We start from the raw sequence: 20,348 nt of genomic DNA, 5'->3' as shown, positions 1-20,348 counted from the left end.
ACCGCTCCTTTATTTCAAAATAAAAGAAAAACAAGGGATAAGGGCTCGACCTCCTTATCCCTGCGATTCTTATTCAGCTTTGAAGGTTTTGAGCTCTTTCTCAGTTGCCGGGACTTCCAATCCGTCGATGATTTTTTTCTTCCATTTATCGACCGCTTTGATCACATCATCCGATAGATTTTGTTTAGATGGAGAAATGCCGACTCCGTCTTGATCAAGCCCGTAGGTAAGTGTTTCGCCGCCCGGGAACTTTCCGTCACTCGCTTTTTTCGTTACATCTTCAACGACTGTATCTACTTTTTTCACCATGGAAGTGAGGGTGACGTTATCATCTGTTCCTTCTACCTGGCCTTCTGCGTATTGGTCTTTATCGACACCGATGACCCAGACATCGCGTTTTGGATCTTCTTTTTTCAGGTTTTTCGCTTCAGTAAAGACGCCTGTGCCAGTGGCGCCCGCAGAGTGATAAATAACATCTACGCCTGATTTATACATGCTTTCGGCGGTTGCTTTGCCGACATCGGCTTTATCGAACCCCCCTGCGTATTTCACTTCTACAACGGCTTTAGGGTTAACTGCTTGCACGCCGGCACGGAAGCCGACCTCGAATTTTTTGATTAACTCTGATTCCATGCCGCCTACAAAGCCGATTTTTCCTGATTTGCTTGATAGGGCTGCGGCCACTCCGACGAGAAATGAGCCTTCCTGCTCTTTAAACGTAATACTTGCGACGTTGTCTTTATCGACAACAGCATCTATAATCGCAAAGTTTGTATTTTTGCGCTGGTCAGCAATTTCGCTGATTGAATCCTCCATTAAGTAGCCGACGCCGTAAATTAAGTCAAAATTCTCACGCGCCAATTTATTTAAGTTCGTTGTATAGTCTGCATCTGATTTGGATTGAAGATAGTCGTAACCGTTTTTGCCTTTTTTCAGCCCATTCTCTTTCCCAAAGGCTTGGATGCCTTCCCAGGCTGATTGGTTGAAGGATTTGTCATCCACTCCGCCTACGTCAGTAACCATCGCCACACTGAATTTGTTTTTGCCTTCGCCTGAGCCGCTGCTTTTTTCGCTGTTTCCGCATGCTCCTAATATGGTGCCTGCTGCGATCACAAGTGACATCGCCAATCCGATTTTTCGTTTATTCAAGATATAACCCCCCAGAAAAATTTGGTTCAAAGCTGATCCGGCCAGTCATGTGATGGGCTGTCCTGAACAATTTCTTAGAATCGATAAAATTTTCTGATAATAACAAATGGAATGTGCTGAGACAGTTCTATTCTTCCCTGAATAAGCGTGGTGTGAGTATTTCCTTCGAAAGGCGGGGAAGAGAAGGATGCGGAAGGCGTTCCGGGCGGAAAACCGTGACATCGTTTTCTGAAGTAAGACTTATGACTTAGTTTTTCGGGATCAACTAACCAATCATAATTTATCATTTAACTAATAAGAAATAAATAGAATTTCGCATAATTTTTTAAAAAGTATCTATTTTTAGAATTATTTGCTTAAAAATGTGAAAGGCTCTTTGTTATTCTTGTATAACTTATCAACAATAGAATCAAGCATCTTGGCAAGAGATATGACAGAAAAACGCACTGCTCAAAGCAAGCAGTGCGTTTTCTTATAGATATTGCTTTATTCCGTTAAGGTTACTGTTGTTGACGTTGTACTGAAACACAGGTCTTCCGATCGTTCCGTACGCCATTTCTACATTCAGAACCTGTATATCTTCAAGAAACTTTAAGTATTTTCGTATGGATACTTGAGAGATTTCTGTGTGCTTTGCCAAGTCTTCTGTCGTAAAAGATTCATTTTCAAATGACTGGATACTGGACCAGATCAGCTTCAGCGTGCTTTTTGTCAGGCCTTTAGGAAGCTGCACTTTTTCTGTTGCTTCTTTCTTTTGAAAAAGCTCGGCGTCCAGTTCTTTTTGGCTCATGTTGCGATGGGTTGAATACACCTTTTGTTTTCGTCTGTAATCAGACAAAGCCGTTTGGAAACGTTCAAATTCAAACGGTTTGATTAAATAATCAACAGCTCCGTACCGAAGTGTTTTCTTGATCACGTCAAGCTCGCTGGCCGCTGAGATGACAATCACGTCAACCGCTTCATTTTGGGCTCTCAATTCCGTCAGCAGTTCCAGCCCGTTTTTTCCCGGCATATAAATATCAAGCAAAATGAGGTCGATATGGTGCTCGCCTAAAATATGCAGAGCGCTTTGAAAGGAAGAAGCGATGCCTTTCAGCTGAAAGCCATCTATTTGGCTTAAGTATCGTTTATTTAATTCACCCACCATGGGGTCATCTTCAACTATTAGTACATTAATCATGATTTTCCTCCTTCGGTTCGTACGGGATGCGAATACTGAATGTCGTTCCTTCATTCTTTTCGCTTGTGAGGATCATTTGGCCTTTTAAATTTTCGATGCTTTGCTGTGTGAAATAAAGGCCGAATCCCCGGTTTTTGCCCTTTGTTGAATAGCCTTGTTCAAATACTTTGGCTTGGTCTTCTTCAGACATGCCTGCTCCAGTATCGGTAATTTCAATATCAAGTATGCTGTTATGGAAGCGCATGGACATGGTGATTTGTTTTTTCGGCATATCGGCAACGGCGTCTAAGCCATTGTTGATGAGATTTCCGATGATTGTAATAAGTTCATGGATGACAGAAGGGTCTGCCGCGTTCGGGATGACACCGTTGCATTCAATATCAAGATTTGCGCCCTGCTCACGTATGAAGCTTTGCTTTCCGAGCAGAAAACCGGCCAGTACGGAGCTTTTGACATCATTTATAATTTCACTTGTTTCTGATTTTTGCTGAATGGCAATATCTTTAATATAATCTCCAAGATCGTCATACTCTTTCAGCTGGACGAGCCCTAATATCACATGCAGTTTGTTCATAAATTCATGAGACTGCGCTCTCAGTGCGTTTGCATACATTTTAACACCGGATAGCTGTTCAGCTAAATGTTTTACCTCGGTCTTGTCTCGGAATGTCGCAATCGCTCCGACAGTTTGTCCTTTCAGCTGGATAGGAACTTCATTAAACACAAGCTCCAGCCCGTTAATGCGGACGTCTCTGTCTTGAAGAGGTTTTTTTGTCTCAATAACCTTTTTCAAGCGGCTTTTCGGCAAGATGTCATCTACATCCTGATCAATGGGATTTGTGTTGATGCCCATTTTGACGAATAGGCGTTTTGCTTCCGCGTTGGCAAGTTTAATTTTGCCATGTTCATCGACAGCGAGTATTCCTTCCTTCGTCGATTCCAGCATCGCGCTCCGTTCTTCAAGCAGAGTCGCAATTTCATAAGGTTCAAGTCCGTACATGATATTTTTCACTGTACGGGCGACGATAACGGCTCCGATCACACCGACGAAGATGCTGACGCAAATAATAAAGTAAAGCGGCCGTAAGCTATGGCTGATCACTTCATCAATTTCATTTACGGTGATGCCGACCGCGACTGCACCGACTTGTTTTCCATTCTCCGCGTAGACAGGGACGAACGCTCTCTGCGATTTCCCGAGCGTGCCAGAGGCTGTGCTGATATGGACATGCCCTTTTAATACCTCGGACTCATCACCGCCTCTGAATTTTTTTCCGATTTTGCTCGGGTCAGGATGGGTTTTGCGGATACCGTTCATATCCATGACGACAACAAATTCCGTGCCGGTAATTTTCTGAACCCGCTTTGTGTAGCTCTGCAGTTCCTTTTGTTTTTTTCCGCTTTCTAAAGCAGCGGCTGTCATCGGCGCTTCAGCTACCATTTCAGCAGTCTGCAGCGCAGTGGCCTTTTCCTGATCTCTAATTCGTTTGGTGGTTTGGGCACCGACTGTAAAAAACGTAATGAGCAATGCGATTAATACAACGATACAAACAAATATGGTGAGTCTGGTTTGCAGTTTTAATGTTTTTTTCATATAAAACTTCCTTACGTTTTATGATTCCTGCGTACTACTTTACTCTCAAAATGCTGCTTTGTGAAGATTTGGGACCGTAATTCGTAAAAAGGAGAAAAAATGGAATAATTTATCTTGTCAATGTGTTTTAAGTCCTCCATAATAAATGAGGTAGATTATAGAAAGGGACTTTTTTATATGAAAAATACTTATTTGACAGGATATTTTCCGCTGATTGCGATCCTGCTTTTTAGTTCGTCCTTATCCATCTCAACTTCACTTTATGCGTTGAAGATGCTGTCTTCATTTGGAATGTATGATGGAATGCTCGATTATTTTTCAGAGAAAGGAATCAGGCTTGCGTTATTTGCTGCCTTTGCACTTTTATATTTTATGGTTCTGTCCGCTCTGAAATTAATTGCAAATACCGTGACCGAGCTGTCATTGCTGTTTTTTGCTAATGATCCGGAAGGGAACAACCTGAAAAAACTCAGAATGGGTTCCATGATTTATTTGGGTGGCGGGATTTTATCCTTTGTGCTCTTGCAAAATGTCATTTGGATTGTGATCTGGTTTGCGGTCGTCACGCTCGCTTACTTTGTGTTTACCGTGTACCGGATTTATTCGACGCTTTCTCTCATGTCATTAGTCGGATTCATTCTATTGGAACTGCTGTTTTGGTTTACCTTTGTTATCGGTATTCTGTTCATATTTATCAAGCTTTATAATAGCATAATGGCTAGCTTACCTGTGTAAGCTAGCCATTTCAGCGTTTGGTGGTCAGATTTGCGCTTCGTGCTCTGTACGCAATGAAACGGCGGCTAGATTCTCAGGTTTCCGCCGTTTCACAACTTCAAAAGTTTTCAATCACGCTGAATAGATGACAAAATCCTAAAACGAAGCCGTTTTAGGATTTTGTCAACAATCTGTGATGGCTAGCTTCCTAGCCATTTTTTATTTACGGTAAAAATCTTTTTTTAATAGAAGGGGAGGGGAGCATACATTCATTTTTTTTGCCAAACCACTTATAGCGGTTGTTGGCAATGAAAGAATAGACCATATCTCTGACAGGCTTCGGTACTGCGAAAAACAGGACGAAGAGCCGCCATGGGCCTCGCAGATGCCTGAAAACCTTAATGGCTGCAGTTGACTTTGTGTGCACTTGGCCGTCTTCAATAAAGACAAAGCTGTCAAACCGATCAGTCGGAAGCCCGCTTTTTTTCAGCAGGCTCTGTCCTGTTTCCGACTGCAGCGATGTGAAAGAAATCAATCCGTCCGGATCACGTTTAATGATAAATTGCACGGCGCCATTGCATAAATTGCAGACACCGTCAAACAGCAAAACGCGATTTGGAATTTGTTCTGAAGTCACCCCATATCCCCTCCGATCCTTTAATAAGCAGCTTGCAGCGTTCCTTTCCAGATGGAAAGCTGAGGGCTGATGCTGTGAAGATATTCAACGCTGGTCGGTGTGTCCTTTCCGACCCAGACACCCATTGTATACGTATCAGTCAGGCCGACAAACCACATATCGTGATAATCATTTGATGTTCCGGTTTTACCGCCGATGTAAGGCGCATTGAAATATGCTTTTTTCCCTGTTCCGCTTTTCACAACGGAAGACATCAGTTTTTTCAGCTGCATGTTCGTGCGGACGCTGAATATTTGAGTCGCTTTATCATTCCATTTATAAAGTGTTTTTCCTTTAAGGTCTGTCACCTTTGTAATCGCATGGCTCGGCGTATAGCTTCCGCTGTTGCCGAATGTCGTATAAGCCTTTGTCATCTCAAGAGGCGTCATGCCGTTTGTAAATCCGCCAAGCGCCGCCGGAAGAAGATAGTCACTGTCGACAAGTTTGGCAAAATGATACGGCTCAATATAACTGAATGCCTTTTGGATGCCGACGCGGTCGAGCATTCTAATAGCCGGTGTATTATATGAATTTTTAAACGCCGTATCAAGCGTCACTGTGCCGTAAGTGCGGTTATTGTAGTTTTGCGGACAGTAGTCTTTGCTGCAAAACTTGCTGGCATCAATGGTGCTGCTTCCTGTCGCGCCGGTCTGTTCAATATAAGGGCCATAATCAAGAAGCGGCTTAATGGATGACCCCGGCTGCCTGTACGCCTGGTAGGCGCGGTTAAAGTCATATTTTTGATAGTTTTTCCCGCCGGATAGAGCGATGATTTGATGCGTCTGGTGATTAATCACAGCCGCTCCGCCCTGTACGTCCGCATACGGGAGCTTGGAATTCATTTGTGCCACAACTTGATTTTGCATGTACGGATCAAGTGCAGTATAAATTTTCACGCCGTCTTTCATCAGCGTGCTGACTCTTGCGGACAGCTCGTTTTCGATCTTTTCTTTTTGTTTTCCTGATGCTTTTTGAAGGCGTTTATCAAAGCCTTCTGATTTAGACACCAGCTGAGTGAATTCATCATTGACGTAGGAAACGTAGTCAGGATATTTGTCTTCTCTTTTTTCAACATCCAGTTTGATTTTTTGTTTTACGGCTTTTTTCAGCTCTTTGTCCGTAATGACCCCGGCATCTTTTAGCCCTTTAAGCAAACGTTCTTGACGGCTTTTCGTGTAGTCAAAATGCTTGAGAGGATCATATAATGTAGGGTTATTAGGTATAGCACAGATAAAAGCCATTTCTCCCACTGTGAGAGATTTCAGCGGTTTGCTGAAATAGAATTCAGCCGCTGAACCGACGCCATAAACACCATTGTTAAAATAAATGGTATTTAAGTAAGCTTCAAGAATTTCATTTTTCGTATATTTTTTCTCCAGCTGATAGGAATACGCGAGCTCTGTCAGCTTGCGGCTGAAGGAGCGTTCGTGGCTCAAATACAAGTTTCTTGAAAGCTGCTGTGTGATGGTGCTGGCACCCTGGTCAATTTTCTTGTCTTTTACGTTAGAAGCAGTAGCCCGCACCATTCCCATAAAGTCAAAGCCTTTATGCTCGTAAAAATGGCGGTCCTCAGATGTTAAGAAAATCTGTTTGACTTCCTCGGGAATCTTGTTAAATGGAACGAGCACACGGTTTTCGTGGTCGCTGACGATTTCCGAGACAAGGGAGCCGTCCCTGTCATACATGTAGCTGTTCTGAACAAGGCTGATATCTTTCAGATTAATATTTTTATCAAGCACCTGATCCAGGGACTTCATTTGTTTTACTTCTTTTCCGGAAGCGATAACTGTAAATGCAAACAATGGGATTATGCAAAGGAGCAAAATCCATCCGATTATTTTTCGTAACATGGTCACTCTCTTTTCTCCTAAATTCTAGCCATATCGTACCATTCTTTTGAGATTACGAGAAGGTTAAATTTAGAAGATTCCTCAGTTTTTTCTCGGAATCAGCTTGCTTTGGCATAAGAATCTTTCCGAAGTTTCTGCATGATCCAAAGCATGCAGGCGCCGGCGAAAAAGAGAAACGCCGTGACGTAAAAGGTGGCCGAAATGGTAAAATGGCTCGATATGATTCCGCCGAGCAGAGGCCCGAGCACGTTTCCTAAAAAGCGAAAGCTGACATTGTAGCCGAGAACTTCACCTTGAATGCTGCCGGGAGCCTGAACGCGGATCGCTGCCGTAATGCATGGCAGCAAACCGCCCATCGCCATTCCGAATAAAAATCTGAAAACAAGGAGCACGCTGAGTGAGGACGCGAGCGCCTGCGGAATAAAAAAGAAAGAGGCGGCGAGCAAAAGTCCGATTAAAATGCGGCGGTGGCCGTAGCGGTCGCCCAGATCACCCCATTTTCTAGCCAGCAGCAAACTTCCGAGCCCCGTTGCTGAAAATGCCATGCCGGAGAAAAAGGCAAGATTGACAGGTCCGTGCAGCTCATTTACATATAAAGCGAGCAGGGGCTGGATACTGAAATTGCCTGTTTGAATCAGCATGGTTAACAGCATCATGACCCACAGCGCCGGATGGTGAAAAATATAGGAGAGCACTTCTTTTCTCGAGTAAGACGTACGTTTGGCTGTTTTCTCTGCAAGAGGCTTTTCTTTGACACCAAATAACACGAGAAGAACAGACGAGAAAATCACAAAGGATGTGATAAAAAAGGTATACGTAAAGCCGAAATGATCAGCAAGCATGCCTCCCAAAAGCGGGCCGAACAAGCTTCCGGACACTTGCCCCATTTGCAGCGTGCCAAGTGTTTTGCCGGCTGAGCTCTTCGGAGTCTGTGCCGAAATCATCGCAAGAGATGTCGGGATGAATCCGGTTACAAGACCCATTGCCATACGCAGAAAAAACAATTGGTACACCGATGTAACAAAGCCCATGAAGAAAATGCTAAGGGCAATGCCTGTTCCGGTTGCCATAAGGATTTTCTTATATCCGCGTTTGTCTCCGAACCGTCCCCAAAACGGGGATACCAAAAACGCCATGAGAAATGTAATGCCGAACACATAGCCGCTCCACCTTTGCACAAAGCCGTTTGAAAAAGAGCTGAGCGTCTCAATGTATAAGGAGAGAAAAGGAACGATCATCGTTGTGCTAGCGGAGACAAAAAAGTTCGCCAGCCACACAATGACAAAGTTTTTCTTACGGATAGAAATAACATCACCTTCTTATTATTTCGGGTTCCTTACTAATTATAAAGAAACGATTCACAATTTAAAAGAAACGAAGCGGCTGGGAAAATTCATTATTTTTAGAAAATGAAGAAATGTCGAGAAGGGGAATTGATATACTATAAAGATAGCATTTTCTGATCGGAGGAAAGGCAGGTGTAAAAAGGTGACGACAAACAGCTTACTCATTATTGATTTCGAATTTACAATGCCTGATGGAAAGTACAGTCCTCAAAACTTCTTCCCGGAAATCATTGAAGCCGGAATTGTAAAGTCGATTGATGATGAAGTGGTTGAGACGTTTTCTAGCTATGTTAGACCGAAAAAGTTCCCGAAGCTTACGAAACGCTGCAAATCATTTTTAAAAATAACCCAAAAACAGGTAGACGAAGGAATGAGATTCGAGGATTTCATCCGTAAACTAAACGAGCTGGATCCTGAGAAAAACAGCACAATTATTACGTGGGGAAACATGGATATGAAAGTGCTGAAGCAAAACTGTATGTTTAACCATATCCCTTTCCCGTTTAAGGGAGAAATGAGAGATTTATCGCTTGAATACAAAAACTTTTTTGGAGACCGGACATTGACGGGTTTATGGAAAGCTGCCGAAGAGTATGGAGATTCCGGAACCGGCACCCATCATAAAGCGCTTGATGATGCTCTCACAGCATATAAACTTTTTAAGCTTGTTGAGCAGGATAAGCAGTATCTCGAAAAGCCAAAACCGCCCACAATCGGCGAAAGAATCGATTTAACCGAACTGTTCAAGCGCGCGACGTGAAAAACCCAATCTTTTGTCAGACTGGGTTATGGCAGGTTAAAATATTCTTTTTCTAAAATGTCCAGATTATGAAGGGAGCGCTTTGCCCACTCCGAACCATCCTCATTCAATTTGGCTCTCATCTGTGCTGTCGCCTCCCGCAGAGATTCGGTATAATCCGGCACTTCACCGTCATAAGGCTTCACCATATGGTGGGGGATATTGGTCTGTTCACCATATGCGAGCGCTTTTCTCTCATGAAAAAATGGCACATCCGCCTGTTTGGGATGATGAAGGTCTCCCTGAGCGGGATGGGTAAGAACCGCTTTCACTTTCACTAAATAATGCTGCGGCCTGCAAGCCGTGATTGCTCCTATGTATACACCTGTTTTGTAAAATCCTTTAACGATAGAGCCTGTCTCAAACGTGCTCATCTGTCATCACCTCGCATTTATTCTATTAAAGTTCCAATCGATTTGCTAGTGAGGAAGATCAGCGGGAAGCTTAATGGTCACCGTAGTGCCTTTTTGGAAGCTGCTGTTAAATGAAATGGTCCCGTGATGATGTTCAATAATGGAAAAGGTTACGGTGAGGCCGAGTCCCGTTCCGTTCGTTTTTAAGGAATAATAAGGTTCGCCGAGTTTTTGCATTTGATGGTCTGTCATCCCGACCCCATTGTCTGTGATGTTGATCATGATCGTATGGCCGTTTCTTTTGGCTGATATGTGGATCATCCCCTTACCGTGAGGAACCGCTTCAATACTGTTTTTCATCAGGTTGATGACAGCCTGCTTCAGCTTTGTTGCGTCTCCGTATATCAAAAGGTCCGGTTCTGTTTCAGCCTCGACGGTTACTGACTTGTAATTGGCGTACGACACCATAAGGGAGCTTGTCTCTTTGATAAGGGCAGATAGGTCAAAAACCTCTTTTTCGTATAATTGCTGTTTGGCCATATCGAGATAGTTTGTAATAATGCCTTGCGCCCGGTCAAGCTCTGACAGTACAAGCTTTTTGTAATCCGCACTCGACTTGTTTTGTAAGGTTTCGTCATTAAAAAGCAGCTGGACAAACCCGCGGACAACTGTCAGCGGATTCCTGACCTCATGAGCGACGCTCGCTGCCAGTTCACTCACAATCGTCATTTTTTCAGAATGGATAAGCTGTGAACGCAGGGCGATATTTTCGGCGATGCTTTCGATAATATAGATGCTTAATAGAAGAACACTGGAGCGGAAAAGCCCTGACACTGCCGCCTCGTAAACGAAGATTCCTGATTTTTGAAAATTTAAAATATTCAAGGCGGAAAGAATCCAGCTTGAGGCGAAAAATAGGAAAATCTCCACGCAGCTGATCAATAAAGACAGCAGCAGTTTTTTCGCTTTGGACATGAATGGCCATTTTTTCTGAAATAAGATTGGGATAATGATAAGAAAAGGCAGCAAAGTGAAAACAAACATTGCGGAAGGTTCGTAAAAAAGCAGTTCAAAACATAGGACAGATGCGGCGACTGTAAGTCCGGAAGCGGTACTAATGTAAAATAAACAAATGATAACGGGAATCATCTGAAGGCCGTATTGTATGTAGTCCATTTCATGAATCGGGAAAATAATGCATAAAACGGAGGCGCCGCAGGCGAAGAGCGTGACCAAACCGCTGTTTATTTTTGGCACAAGAATCGCAGGTTTTCCAAGCCAAAACACTTGGTAAAGAAGAATAGGAAACAAAATAAAGCAGATGTGCAGAAGATAGTCTTTTAGAATTTCCATTCGTGTGAAATCCTTTCGTATAAAATATGAATCTATTATAACACTAAATATTAGAAGTAAAATATAAAATTCCTTTATTAAGAACGCCTTTACAAATGAAGACGTAAAGGCGTTTAACAGCTATATTTACGATAATGCGGCTTTGATGCGGCGCAGGCCGTCCTGCAGGGTTGCAAGAGAGCATCCCGCGTTCAGGCGCATAAATCCTTCTCCGCCAGGCCCGTATTTCGTCCCGGGCTCTAAAATAACTTTTCCTTTTTTTAGCATTCTTTGCTGAAGCTCTGCATCGGACAAACCGTAAGCGCTGAAGTCGAGCCAAATCAAGTATGATGCATCCGGCTTCATCATTTTGACCTTTGGCAGCTCGGTGCTCAAAAAAGCTTCCGCTTCGTTCATGTTTTTCTCAATGTAAGAGATCAATTCATCAAGCCACGGTCCCCCTTTTGAATACGCGGCTTCGATTGCAGTGACGGCAAACGCGTTCAGTCCGCCTAAACCATTGCGCTGAAGGCTTGCGGAAAACTTGGCGCGCTTCAGGCGATCCGGAATAATGATTGCTGAAGCCTGCAATCCGGCGATATTAAATGTTTTGCTTGGAGCAGCACATGTCACAGAAATATCAGCGAAATCGTCAGAGAGCGAAGCGAACGGCGTGTGTTTGTGTCCGGACAGCATTAAATCGGAATGGATTTCATCCGATACAACTGTGACGCCATGCTCAAGGCACAATTCGCCTAGCTTCAGTAAATCTTCCCGGCCCCATGAACGCCCAGAAGGGTTATGAGGATTGCATAAAATAAACAATGTAACGCTTGGGTCACTAAGCTTCGTCTCCAAATCTTCAAAATCCATTGCATATGCGCCGTCTTTTTCTAGCAGCGGATTATGTAAAATGTGCCGGCCGTTTTTCTCCACCATATGGTAAAAAGGCGTATAAACTGGAGGCTGAACAACTACTTGATCGCCCGGCTCCGTAAAAGCTTGTACCGCCATGCTCAAAGCCGTTACAACGCCGGGGCTGAATGTGATGCTTTCCGGATTCACCTTCCAGCCGTGCCTGTTTTGCATCCATCCGCACACAGCATCCCTCGTTTTTTGATCTGGAGTTGTATAACCAAAAATACCGTGGTCAAGACGCTCTTTTAACGCTTCAGTTACCGCTTCCGGAGCGCGAAAATCCATATCCGCCACCCACATCGGGAGTGCGTCTGTCACGCCAAATAATTCGCCTGTTTTGTCCCATTTGACAGATTGGGTGCCAAGGCGTTCTTCTCGTTTATCAAAGTTCATTCTGTTACCCCCTCATGTATGTTTATTCTTCTAAGCTTCACTATGATAAGATAGAACTGCAAATTTTATTATAAGCGGTGATGAATATGGAAGAAAGTCAAGCGGTCAGGGAAATGATTAAGATCATTGCCAAATGGGACCCGTTTAAATATGGAGAAGAGTTTTACGAAACGGAGGCTGTTGATGTCGTGCAGGCAGTCTATGATGAAAACGATCCCGACGTGCTGGCGAAAAGCATTCAGCATATATTTGAAACTTCTTTTGAACAAACGCTGCCGATCGACAGCTGCCGGGAAGTGGCTGGCCAGCTTTTATTCATTAAAAACAGCAGCTCCTGCACGCCTTAAAAAAACCGGTTCAGCACCGGTTTTTTTAATTGATAAAATCAGCAATGTGTTCAGAAACAAGTTCAGGCCGTTCTTCAGGCACCAGATGTCCGGTCTGGCCAAGTGAGTACAGCACGGAATTAGGCAAATCTGCGTGCAGCCGTTTACCGATCTCCATTGGGACAATTCGATCCTCCTCGCCCCAAATCAATAGAGCAGGCTTGTTCATTTTCTTCAATTGCTCGGGTTCTAAATCTCCTTCTCTGTGGCGGATAAACCTTGTCATGGCTTTGAAAATCTGCTCGTCCTGAAACGGTCTGCCATAGCCGTCAATCATCTCCTCATCAATCAGCGATTTGTCATGCACCACATTTAATAAATTTTTCATCACGCCTTCTTTCGAGAGCCAGCGTTTGATATAAAGATGAAAATACGGGATATGGGTCCCGAAAATGATCGTCGGGTGTGAACGTTTTAAATACCCTGAACTGCAAAGCAGCACAACCTTTGAAAAAAGCTCAGGTTTTTGGAGAGCAGCAGACAGCGATATCTGTCCGCCCATAGAATGTCCGACAAGCACAGCCTGTTTCACTTGCAAGTGCTCCAAAATCCCAATGACAAGCTTAGCAAGATTTTGATAGGTATAGATAAACGTTCTTGATTTTTCAGATTGGCCGAAAGGAGGCAAATCAAGCGCGATGATGTCGTACTTGGCCCGAAGGAGAGGGATTACTTTTCTGAAGCTGAATGCAGATGATAAAAAACCGTGTACGCAAACCAGCGTTTGCCTGCCGGGATTTTGATAATGTTCGTAGTATACATTGACTCCATCGACCGTAAACCGCCTTATTGGTGAAACCGCCTCCATTCTGTGTCACTCCCTTTTTTTGATGGTTGTATTATGCCCTGAAATTGTCAATTCTAGCGGAAGTTTCTCCTCGTTTTTTTCTTAGCATTCGTCAAAAAACGTGATATAATGTCATGAGATTTCTTGACATTGCAAAGGTGTGAATCAAATGAAATTGACAGAAAAAGAAACAGAAATATTAGAAATTTTAGACGAAAACAGCCGCGCCGATTTAGAAACAATCGCAAAGATGGCGGGCATCCCTGTAAATGAAGTAAAAACAATTATTGACAAACTGGAGAAAGAAAAGGTTATTATCGATTATTCGGCTATGATTGATTGGCGAAAAGTAGACGGACATGAGGGCGTTACGGCCATGATCGACGTCAAAGTAACGCCGAAGCGGGGCGTCGGTTTCGATGAAGTGGCGGAACGGATTTACCGATTCCAAGAGGTTGAATCAGTTTACCTGATGTCTGGCGTATACGATTTGTCTGTCGTGATTCGCGGCAATTCGATGTCTGACGTAGCGCGTTTTGTTTCGGATAAACTCTCAACGCTTGATTCAGTTGTATCTACGACAACCCATTTTATCCTGAAAAAATACAAGCATGACGGCAAAGTGTTTGAAACAGGAGACGACGACAAAAGAATCGTGGTGTCACCGTAAATGACTTCGTATTTATCAGACTATGTACAACAAATAAAACCATCCGGCATCCGCAAATTCTTTGATTTGGCGGCAACGATGGAAGGCGTCATTTCTTTAGGCGTCGGCGAGCCTGATTTTGTCACCGCGTGGAATGTCCGCGAAGCAAGCATTCTCTCTCTTGAACAAGGATATACGTCATACACGGCAAATGCGGGTTTATACTCATTGCGGGAGGAAATCAGCCGTTATTTGAGCAACAGGTTTGACCTTAGCTACTCGCCAGATAATGAGCTGATTGTGACAGTGGGGGCAAGTCAGGCTTTGGATATCGCGATCCGCGCCATTGTGAATCCAGGTGAGGAAGTCATCATTCCTGAGCCGTGTTTTGTGGCGTACGATGCGCTTGTTTCTTTGGCAGGCGGTATCCCGGTTCACGTTCATACAACGGCAGACAAAGGATTTAAAGCAACGGCTGCTGATTTTGAAGCGGCAGTCACTGAAAAAACAAAGGCCATTCTCATCTGCTCACCATCGAATCCGACAGGTTCGGTTTATTCGAAGGAAGAGCTGAATGAGATTGCTGAGTTTGCCAAAAAACATGATGTCATCGTTTTAGCCGACGAGATCTACGCGGAGCTGACATATGATGAGGAATTTACAAGTATAGCGGCATTACCGGGAATGAAGGAACGGACGGTAGTCATCTCAGGCTTTTCAAAAGCATTTGCAATGACGGGCTGGAGGCTCGGTTTTGCTGCGGCACCATCCTTGCTTCGGGATGCGATGCTTAAAATTCATCAGTATGCGATGATGTGCGCGCCCGCAATGGCGCAGTTTGCCGCCCTTGAAGGCCTGAAGAACGGCATGGAAGACGTAGAAAAAATGAAAAAAAGCTATCGAAGAAGACGGAATCTGTTTGTAGAATCGCTCAATGAAATCGGCCTCAGCTGTCATCATCCGGGCGGCGCTTTCTATGCTTTTCCATCTATTAAAAGCACGGGAATGAGTTCAGAACAGTTTGCCGAGGAGCTTCTGACGCAGGAAAAAGTGGCAGTTGTTCCTGGAAGTGTGTTTGGTCCGAGCGGTGAGGGATATATCCGTTGTTCATACGCAACCTCGATTGAACAGCTTCAAGAAGCGTTAGTCAGAATGAAACGCTTCCTGCACAAAACAACATAAAAAAAGATACGAACCTTTTGTTCGCATCCAATAAAAGGGGGGAATACTAGAAAGCCTTTGGTATTTTCAGTTTACCCCCTTTTTGCTGTGCATAAACCTGATTTTTTATAAAAAGTTTTCTTTGCGGAAATAAGACATGTGTGATATAATTTTAAATTGCGTATAAACAGATATTTAATTTAACTTAGGAGTTGTTATGAATGGCAGCAAAATTTGAAGTGGGCAGTGTTTACACTGGTAAAGTTACAGGATTACAAGCGTATGGTGCGTTTGTTGCATTAGATGAAGAAACTCAAGGTTTAGTACACATTTCTGAAGTGACTCACGGTTTCGTAAAAGATATCAACGAGCACCTTTCAGTTGGCGACGAAGTACAAGTAAAAGTACTTGCTGTTGATGAAGAAAAAGGCAAAATCAGCCTTTCAATTCGTGCGACACAAGCTGCGCCTGAGAAAAAAGAAAGCAAACCAAGAAAACCTAAAGCTGCTCAAGTAAGCGAAGAAGCTTCTACACCACAAGGTTTCAACACATTAAAAGATAAGCTTGAAGAGTGGATCGAAATGTCCAACCGCAAAGACCTTATCAAAAAATAAGCATGAAAAAAAGCACCGGACAGGAATGTTCGGTGCTTTTGATTTAATACAAAATCCTATTTCAGCGTGATTGATATCCTATCGCATTTCAGGATTTGCTGCTTCTTCACGTGATCTTTCCTCGTTTGGCTTAAATAGCAGACCGAGGTTGATTAAGCCGGCGATTCCGACAAGTCCGTAAATGATTCGGGAAAGAGCTGACCCTTGGCCGCCGAAGATAGCCGCTACTAAGTCAAATTGGAAAAATCCGATCAGTCCCCAGTTAATGGCGCCAATGATGGTTAATACAAGACAAATTCTTTGAATGGTACTCATGTTTTGCAACCTCCTCCATGAATTATTAAAACAGTTATAGATTGTGACATATTGGAGAATCTATACATGCATTCTCCATATGAGGGAAGCTGGCCTGCCCTCGCTTATATCAGCTTCTTTCCCAGCGACATGCAAAATAAAACCATCTGGTATGCTGACCGGTGAGAGCTGATTGCTTTACATGTGGTGAGGACATTCTGCATAATAAAAAATCTAAGGAGGAGATGTCATGCAAAACTTTACATACTGGAATCCGACCAAATTAATTTTCGGGCGCGGCGAAGTGGAAAGACTTCCGGAGGAACTCAAACCTTACGGAAAAAACGTATTGCTTGTGTACGGAGGCGGCAGCATTAAACGCAGCGGCCTGTATGATCAAGTGATTGAACAGCTGAATAAAGCCGGAGCGACCGTGCATGAATTAGCAGGTGTGGAACCGAATCCGCGTGTGTCGACTGTTAATAAAGGTGTTGCCATCTGTAAAGAACACAACATTGATTTCTTGCTGGCTGTCGGAGGCGGAAGCGTAATCGACTGTACAAAAGCGATTGCCGCAGGAGCGAAGTATGATGGTGATGCGTGGGATATCGTTACGAAAAAGCATCAGCCAAAAGATGCTTTGCCATTCGGAACGGTATTGACTCTCGCTGCGACTGGTTCAGAAATGAACTCAGGATCTGTTATTACAAACTGGGAAACAAAAGAAAAATACGGCTGGGGCAGCCCGCTCGTATTCCCTAAATTCTCGATTCTTGATCCGGTGAATACATTCACCGTACCTAAAAACCACACGATCTACGGGATGGTTGACATGATGAGCCACGTATTCGAACAATACTTCCATCATGTATCAAACACGCCGTATCAGGACCGCATGTGTGAATCACTTCTGCGTACAGTCATTGAAACAGCGCCTAAGCTGATTAATGATCTCGAAAATTACGAATTGCGTGAGACGATCCTGTACACAGGAACAATCGCATTAAACGGCATGCTTTCTATGGGTGCAAGAGGGGATTGGGCTACTCATAATATTGAACATGCAGTATCAGCCGTTTATGATATTCCGCATGCCGGCGGACTGGCAATTTTGTTCCCGAACTGGATGAGACACACATTGTCTGAAAACCCTGCCCGCATGAAACAGCTTGCAGTTCGCGTGTTTGATGTTGAAGAAGCCGGTAAAACAGATGAAGAAATCGCACGTGAAGGTATCGATAAGCTGTCCGCATTCTGGACAAGCCTTGGCGCTCCGAACCGTCTTGCTGATTATGATATTAATGATGAGCAGCTTGACACAATTGCTGACAAGGCAATGGCTAACGGTACATTCGGCCAATTTAAATCACTCAACAAAGAAGATGTGCTGTCAATTTTGAAAGCATCTCTATAAAAAAAGGGGAAATAGCCGTTTGGCTGCTTCCCTTTTTCTTTTTGTCAACTTATGTTACAATGGAAAATCTGTTTTTTACCAGCATCATTTGGAGGTTTTACTATGGAAAATTTCACTTATTATAATCCGACAAAGCTGATTTTTGGAAAAGGTCAGCTTGAACAATTAAGAAAAGAATTCAAACGATACGGCAAGAATGTACTGCTTGTTTACGGGGGCGGCAGCATTAAACGCAACGGCCTTTATGATCAAGTCACAGGCATTTTAAAAGAAGAGGGCGCTGTTGTTCATGAGCTGACAGGTGTAGAGCCGAACCCGCGTCTTGCGACAGTGGAAAAAGGCATAGACCTTTGCAGAGAGCATAACATTGATTTTCTGCTTGCTGTCGGCGGAGGCAGTGTGATTGACTGTACAAAGGCAATCGCAGCTGGCGTCAAATACGATGGCGACGCTTGGGATATTTTCAGCAAAAAAGTAACAGCGGAGGATGCGCTGCCGTTTGGAACTGTTTTAACGCTTGCTGCGACAGGGTCTGAAATGAACCCTGATTCCGTGATTACAAACTGGGAAACAAACGAGAAATTTGTATGGGGCAGCAATGTGACTCATCCGCGTTTCTCTATTTTAGACCCTGAAAATACGTTCACGGTTCCGGAAAATCAAACAGTATACGGCATGGTTGACATGATGAGCCACGTATTCGAACAATACTTCCACAATGTTGAAAACACGCCGCTTCAGGATAGAATGTGCTTTGCTGTTTTGCAGACGGTCATCGAAACAGCTCCTAAGCTTCTTGAAGATCTGGAAAACTACGAGCTTCGTGAAACGATTTTGTATGCTGGTACAATCGCTTTAAACGGCACGCTCCAAATGGGCTACTTTGGTGACTGGGCTTCTCATACAATGGAACACGCCGTTTCAGCTGTGTATGATATTCCGCACGCGGGCGGTTTGGCGATACTGTTCCCGAACTGGATGAGATACACGCTTGATACAAATGTAGGCCGTTTTAAAAACCTTATGCTCAACATGTTTGACATTGATACTGAAGGCAAAACAGATAAAGAAATTGCGCTTGAAGGAATCGATAAACTATCTGCGTTCTGGACAAGCCTCGGTGCGCCTTCTCGTCTTGCTGATTACAATATTGGAGAAGAAAAACTTGAGCTGATTGCTGATATCGCAGCCAAGGAAATGGAACACGGCGGCTTCGGCAACTTCCAAAAACTGAACAAAGATGACGTGCTTGCCATCCTTCGCGCGTCTCTATAAACTCAAAGGGCGGAATCCAGTCATTCCGCCCTTTCTTCTTGACTTGATTTCACAGATAAGTTCATATAAAGTGAAAGATGAAAACATTATACCGTTATGGAGGGACAAGCAATGACGCATGTACGCTTTGACTACTCAAAAGCGTTGACTTTCTTCAACGAACATGAACTTACATATCTGCGGGACTTTGTAAAAACAGCACACCATAATATCCATGAAAAAACAGGCGCGGGCAGCGATTTTCTAGGCTGGGTGGACCTCCCTGAACATTATGATAAAGAAGAATTCGCGCGCATCAAAAAAAGTGCGGAAAAAATCAAATCAGACTCTGATGTCTTGCTTGTTGTCGGCATTGGCGGTTCTTATCTTGGAGCGCGGGCAGCGATTGAAGCGCTGAATCACGCGTTTTATAACACTTTGCCAAAAGCAAAACGCGGCAATCCGCAAGTCATTTTTATCGGAAACAACATCAGTTCATCTTATATGAGAGACGTCATGGATCTTCTTGAAGATGTTGACTTCTCTATTAATGTGATTTCTAAATCAGGTACGACAACTGAACCTGCAATCGCTTTCCGTATTTTCCGCAAGCTTCTTGAAGAGAAATACGGTAAAGAAGAAGCGAAAGCGCGGATTTATGCAACAACTGATAAAGAGCGCGGCGCATTAAAAACGCTTTCTAACGAAGAAGGCTTCGAATCATTCGTTATTCCTGACGATGTCGGCGGCCGTTATTCAGTTTTAACAGCTGTAGGTCTCTTGCCGATTGCTGTCAGCGGCGTCAACATTGATGACATGATGAAAGGCGCCCTGGATGCGAGCAAAGATTTTGCTACATCTGAACTGGAAGATAACCCAGCATACCAATATGCGGTTGTTCGCAATGTCCTTTATAATAAGGGCAAAACAATTGAAATGCTCATCAACTACGAACCGGCGCTTCAATACTTTGCGGAATGGTGGAAGCAGCTGTTCGGAGAAAGCGAAGGGAAAGATGAGAAGGGCATTTATCCTTCTTCAGCGAACTATTCAACAGACCTTCATTCTTTAGGCCAGTATGTACAAGAAGGCCGCAGAGATTTATTCGAAACGGTCCTGAATGTAGAGAAGCCTAAACATGAACTGACAATTGAGGAAGCGGATAACGATCTTGACGGCTTGAACTATTTAGCCGGTAAAACTGTTGATTTCGTTAACAAAAAAGCATTCCAAGGCACGATGCTTGCCCATACAGACGGAAATGTTCCGAACTTAATCGTTAACATTCCTGAGCTGAATGCATATACTTTTGGATACCTTGTATATTTCTTCGAAAAAGCCTGCGCGATGAGCGGTTACCTCCTTGGCGTCAATCCGTTTGACCAGCCTGGTGTAGAAGCGTATAAAGTCAATATGTTTGCGTTACTCGGCAAACCTGGCTTTGAAGAGAAAAAAGCAGAGCTTGAAAAACGTCTGGAAGATTAA

General features: G+C 43.7%; 21 protein-coding genes. 10 read left to right on the top strand and 11 right to left on the bottom strand.

Translation table 11 applies throughout. The annotated features are described in order from the left end of the window. Positions 1–69: 69 nt before the first annotated feature. The 3 genes from nupN to maeL all read right to left on the bottom strand — a co-directional run bounded on the left by nupN (position 70) and on the right by maeL (position 3,923). The gene (gene nupN, locus ACZ07B_RS12250; protein WP_015384509.1) at positions 70–1,149 is read right to left on the bottom strand and encodes a guanosine ABC transporter substrate-binding protein NupN; all 1,080 of its coding nucleotides are present in this window, start codon (positions 1,147–1,149) and stop codon (positions 70–72) included. Positions 1,150–1,621: 472 nt separating this feature from the next. Further along, positions 1,622–2,329 (bottom strand): two-component system response regulator MaeM, encoded by a 708-nt coding sequence (maeM, locus tag ACZ07B_RS12245; protein WP_014477821.1) that lies wholly within the window; start codon positions 2,327–2,329, stop codon positions 1,622–1,624. Next, entirely contained in the window at positions 2,322–3,923 is a 1,602-nt protein-coding gene (maeL, locus tag ACZ07B_RS12240) for a two-component system sensor histidine kinase MaeL (protein WP_003228835.1), read from the bottom strand. Before maeL ends, maeM begins: the two co-directional genes overlap by 8 nt. A 177-nt stretch (positions 3,924–4,100) precedes the next feature. On the opposite strand from maeL, the gene ACZ07B_RS12235 reads away from it, so the two are divergent. Further along, complete coding sequence (locus ACZ07B_RS12235; protein ID WP_003228837.1) at positions 4,101–4,658, top strand: YufK family protein; 558 nt, start codon at positions 4,101–4,103, stop codon at positions 4,656–4,658. 202 nt (positions 4,659–4,860) lie between these two features. On the opposite strand, the gene ACZ07B_RS12230 is transcribed toward ACZ07B_RS12235, so the two are convergent. From ACZ07B_RS12230 to ACZ07B_RS12220, 3 genes are all read right to left on the bottom strand, one after another. Then, on the bottom strand, positions 4,861–5,274 hold the full coding sequence (locus tag ACZ07B_RS12230) for a thiol-disulfide oxidoreductase DCC family protein (protein ID WP_043858567.1): 414 nt from the start codon (positions 5,272–5,274) through the stop codon (positions 4,861–4,863). Between the two features lie 20 nt (positions 5,275–5,294). After that, positions 5,295–7,169, bottom strand: coding sequence for a transglycosylase domain-containing protein (locus ACZ07B_RS12225; protein WP_464877234.1), 1,875 nt, complete (start codon positions 7,167–7,169; stop codon positions 5,295–5,297). A 92-nt stretch (positions 7,170–7,261) separates the two neighbouring features. Next, the gene (locus tag ACZ07B_RS12220; RefSeq protein WP_220396896.1) at positions 7,262–8,470 is read right to left on the bottom strand and encodes a multidrug efflux MFS transporter; all 1,209 of its coding nucleotides are present in this window, start codon (positions 8,468–8,470) and stop codon (positions 7,262–7,264) included. On the opposite strand from ACZ07B_RS12220, the gene ACZ07B_RS12215 reads away from it, so the two are divergent. Continuing rightward, positions 8,373–8,576, top strand: coding sequence for a hypothetical protein (locus ACZ07B_RS12215; RefSeq protein ID WP_003243502.1), 204 nt, complete (start codon positions 8,373–8,375; stop codon positions 8,574–8,576). The two genes, ACZ07B_RS12220 and ACZ07B_RS12215, sit on opposite strands and share 98 nt — an antisense overlap. A gap of 75 nt (positions 8,577–8,651) precedes the next feature. After that, complete coding sequence (gene kapD / locus ACZ07B_RS12210) at positions 8,652–9,269, top strand: 3'-5' exonuclease KapD (RefSeq protein ID WP_014480688.1); 618 nt, start codon at positions 8,652–8,654, stop codon at positions 9,267–9,269. 26 nt (positions 9,270–9,295) lie between these two features. Here the strand turns inward: kapD and kapB are convergent, their stop codons facing one another. The 3 genes from kapB to patB all read right to left on the bottom strand — a co-directional run bounded on the left by kapB (position 9,296) and on the right by patB (position 12,304). Then, positions 9,296–9,682: a kinase-associated lipoprotein KapB gene (gene kapB / locus ACZ07B_RS12205; RefSeq protein WP_124058987.1), complete on the bottom strand. Its 387-nt coding sequence runs from the start codon at positions 9,680–9,682 to the stop codon at positions 9,296–9,298. A 45-nt stretch (positions 9,683–9,727) separates the two neighbouring features. After that, entirely contained in the window at positions 9,728–11,014 is a 1,287-nt protein-coding gene (gene kinB, locus ACZ07B_RS12200; protein WP_003228853.1) for a sporulation sensor histidine kinase KinB, read from the bottom strand. Between the two features lie 126 nt (positions 11,015–11,140). Further along, positions 11,141–12,304: a cystathionine beta-lyase PatB gene (gene patB, locus ACZ07B_RS12195; RefSeq protein ID WP_464877233.1), complete on the bottom strand. Its 1,164-nt coding sequence runs from the start codon at positions 12,302–12,304 to the stop codon at positions 11,141–11,143. Between the two features lie 86 nt (positions 12,305–12,390). Here patB and ACZ07B_RS12190 point away from each other — a divergent pair, with 86 nt between their 5' ends. Then, positions 12,391–12,651, top strand: coding sequence for a YugE family protein (locus ACZ07B_RS12190; RefSeq protein WP_024571519.1), 261 nt, complete (start codon positions 12,391–12,393; stop codon positions 12,649–12,651). A 25-nt stretch (positions 12,652–12,676) separates the two neighbouring features. On the opposite strand, the gene ACZ07B_RS12185 is transcribed toward ACZ07B_RS12190, so the two are convergent. After that, on the bottom strand, positions 12,677–13,498 hold the full coding sequence (locus ACZ07B_RS12185) for an alpha/beta fold hydrolase (protein ID WP_217020283.1): 822 nt from the start codon (positions 13,496–13,498) through the stop codon (positions 12,677–12,679). Between the two features lie 148 nt (positions 13,499–13,646). Here ACZ07B_RS12185 and ACZ07B_RS12180 point away from each other — a divergent pair, with 148 nt between their 5' ends. The 3 genes from ACZ07B_RS12180 to yugI all read left to right on the top strand — a co-directional run bounded on the left by ACZ07B_RS12180 (position 13,647) and on the right by yugI (position 15,901). After that, positions 13,647–14,147 carry an Lrp/AsnC family transcriptional regulator gene (locus ACZ07B_RS12180; protein ID WP_009968070.1) on the top strand — a complete coding sequence of 167 codons (501 nt, stop codon included), beginning with the start codon at positions 13,647–13,649 and terminating at the stop codon, positions 14,145–14,147. Beyond that, positions 14,148–15,308 carry an aminotransferase gene (locus tag ACZ07B_RS12175; RefSeq protein ID WP_003228862.1) on the top strand — a complete coding sequence of 387 codons (1,161 nt, stop codon included), beginning with the start codon at positions 14,148–14,150 and terminating at the stop codon, positions 15,306–15,308. 200 nt (positions 15,309–15,508) lie between these two features. Continuing rightward, positions 15,509–15,901 carry a S1 domain-containing post-transcriptional regulator GSP13 gene (gene yugI, locus ACZ07B_RS12170; RefSeq protein WP_003228864.1) on the top strand — a complete coding sequence of 131 codons (393 nt, stop codon included), beginning with the start codon at positions 15,509–15,511 and terminating at the stop codon, positions 15,899–15,901. 78 nt (positions 15,902–15,979) lie between these two features. Here the strand turns inward: yugI and ACZ07B_RS12165 are convergent, their stop codons facing one another. Beyond that, positions 15,980–16,216, bottom strand: coding sequence for a DUF378 domain-containing protein (locus tag ACZ07B_RS12165; protein ID WP_003220771.1), 237 nt, complete (start codon positions 16,214–16,216; stop codon positions 15,980–15,982). A gap of 229 nt (positions 16,217–16,445) precedes the next feature. Here ACZ07B_RS12165 and ACZ07B_RS12160 point away from each other — a divergent pair, with 229 nt between their 5' ends. The 3 genes from ACZ07B_RS12160 to ACZ07B_RS12150 all read left to right on the top strand — a co-directional run bounded on the left by ACZ07B_RS12160 (position 16,446) and on the right by ACZ07B_RS12150 (position 20,348). Beyond that, a complete protein-coding gene (locus ACZ07B_RS12160; RefSeq protein ID WP_040081983.1) occupies positions 16,446–17,609 on the top strand; it encodes an iron-containing alcohol dehydrogenase in 1,164 nt (387 codons plus the stop codon). Positions 17,610–17,711: 102 nt separating this feature from the next. Then, on the top strand, positions 17,712–18,884 hold the full coding sequence (locus ACZ07B_RS12155; protein WP_464877232.1) for an iron-containing alcohol dehydrogenase: 1,173 nt from the start codon (positions 17,712–17,714) through the stop codon (positions 18,882–18,884). A gap of 111 nt (positions 18,885–18,995) precedes the next feature. After that, positions 18,996–20,348, top strand: a complete 1,353-nt coding sequence (locus tag ACZ07B_RS12150) for a glucose-6-phosphate isomerase (protein ID WP_003243401.1) — start codon at positions 18,996–18,998, stop codon at positions 20,346–20,348.

The organism is Bacillus sp. 9.4 (assembly GCF_055486415.1).
This window is presented reverse-complemented; position numbering and strand designations above follow the sequence as displayed.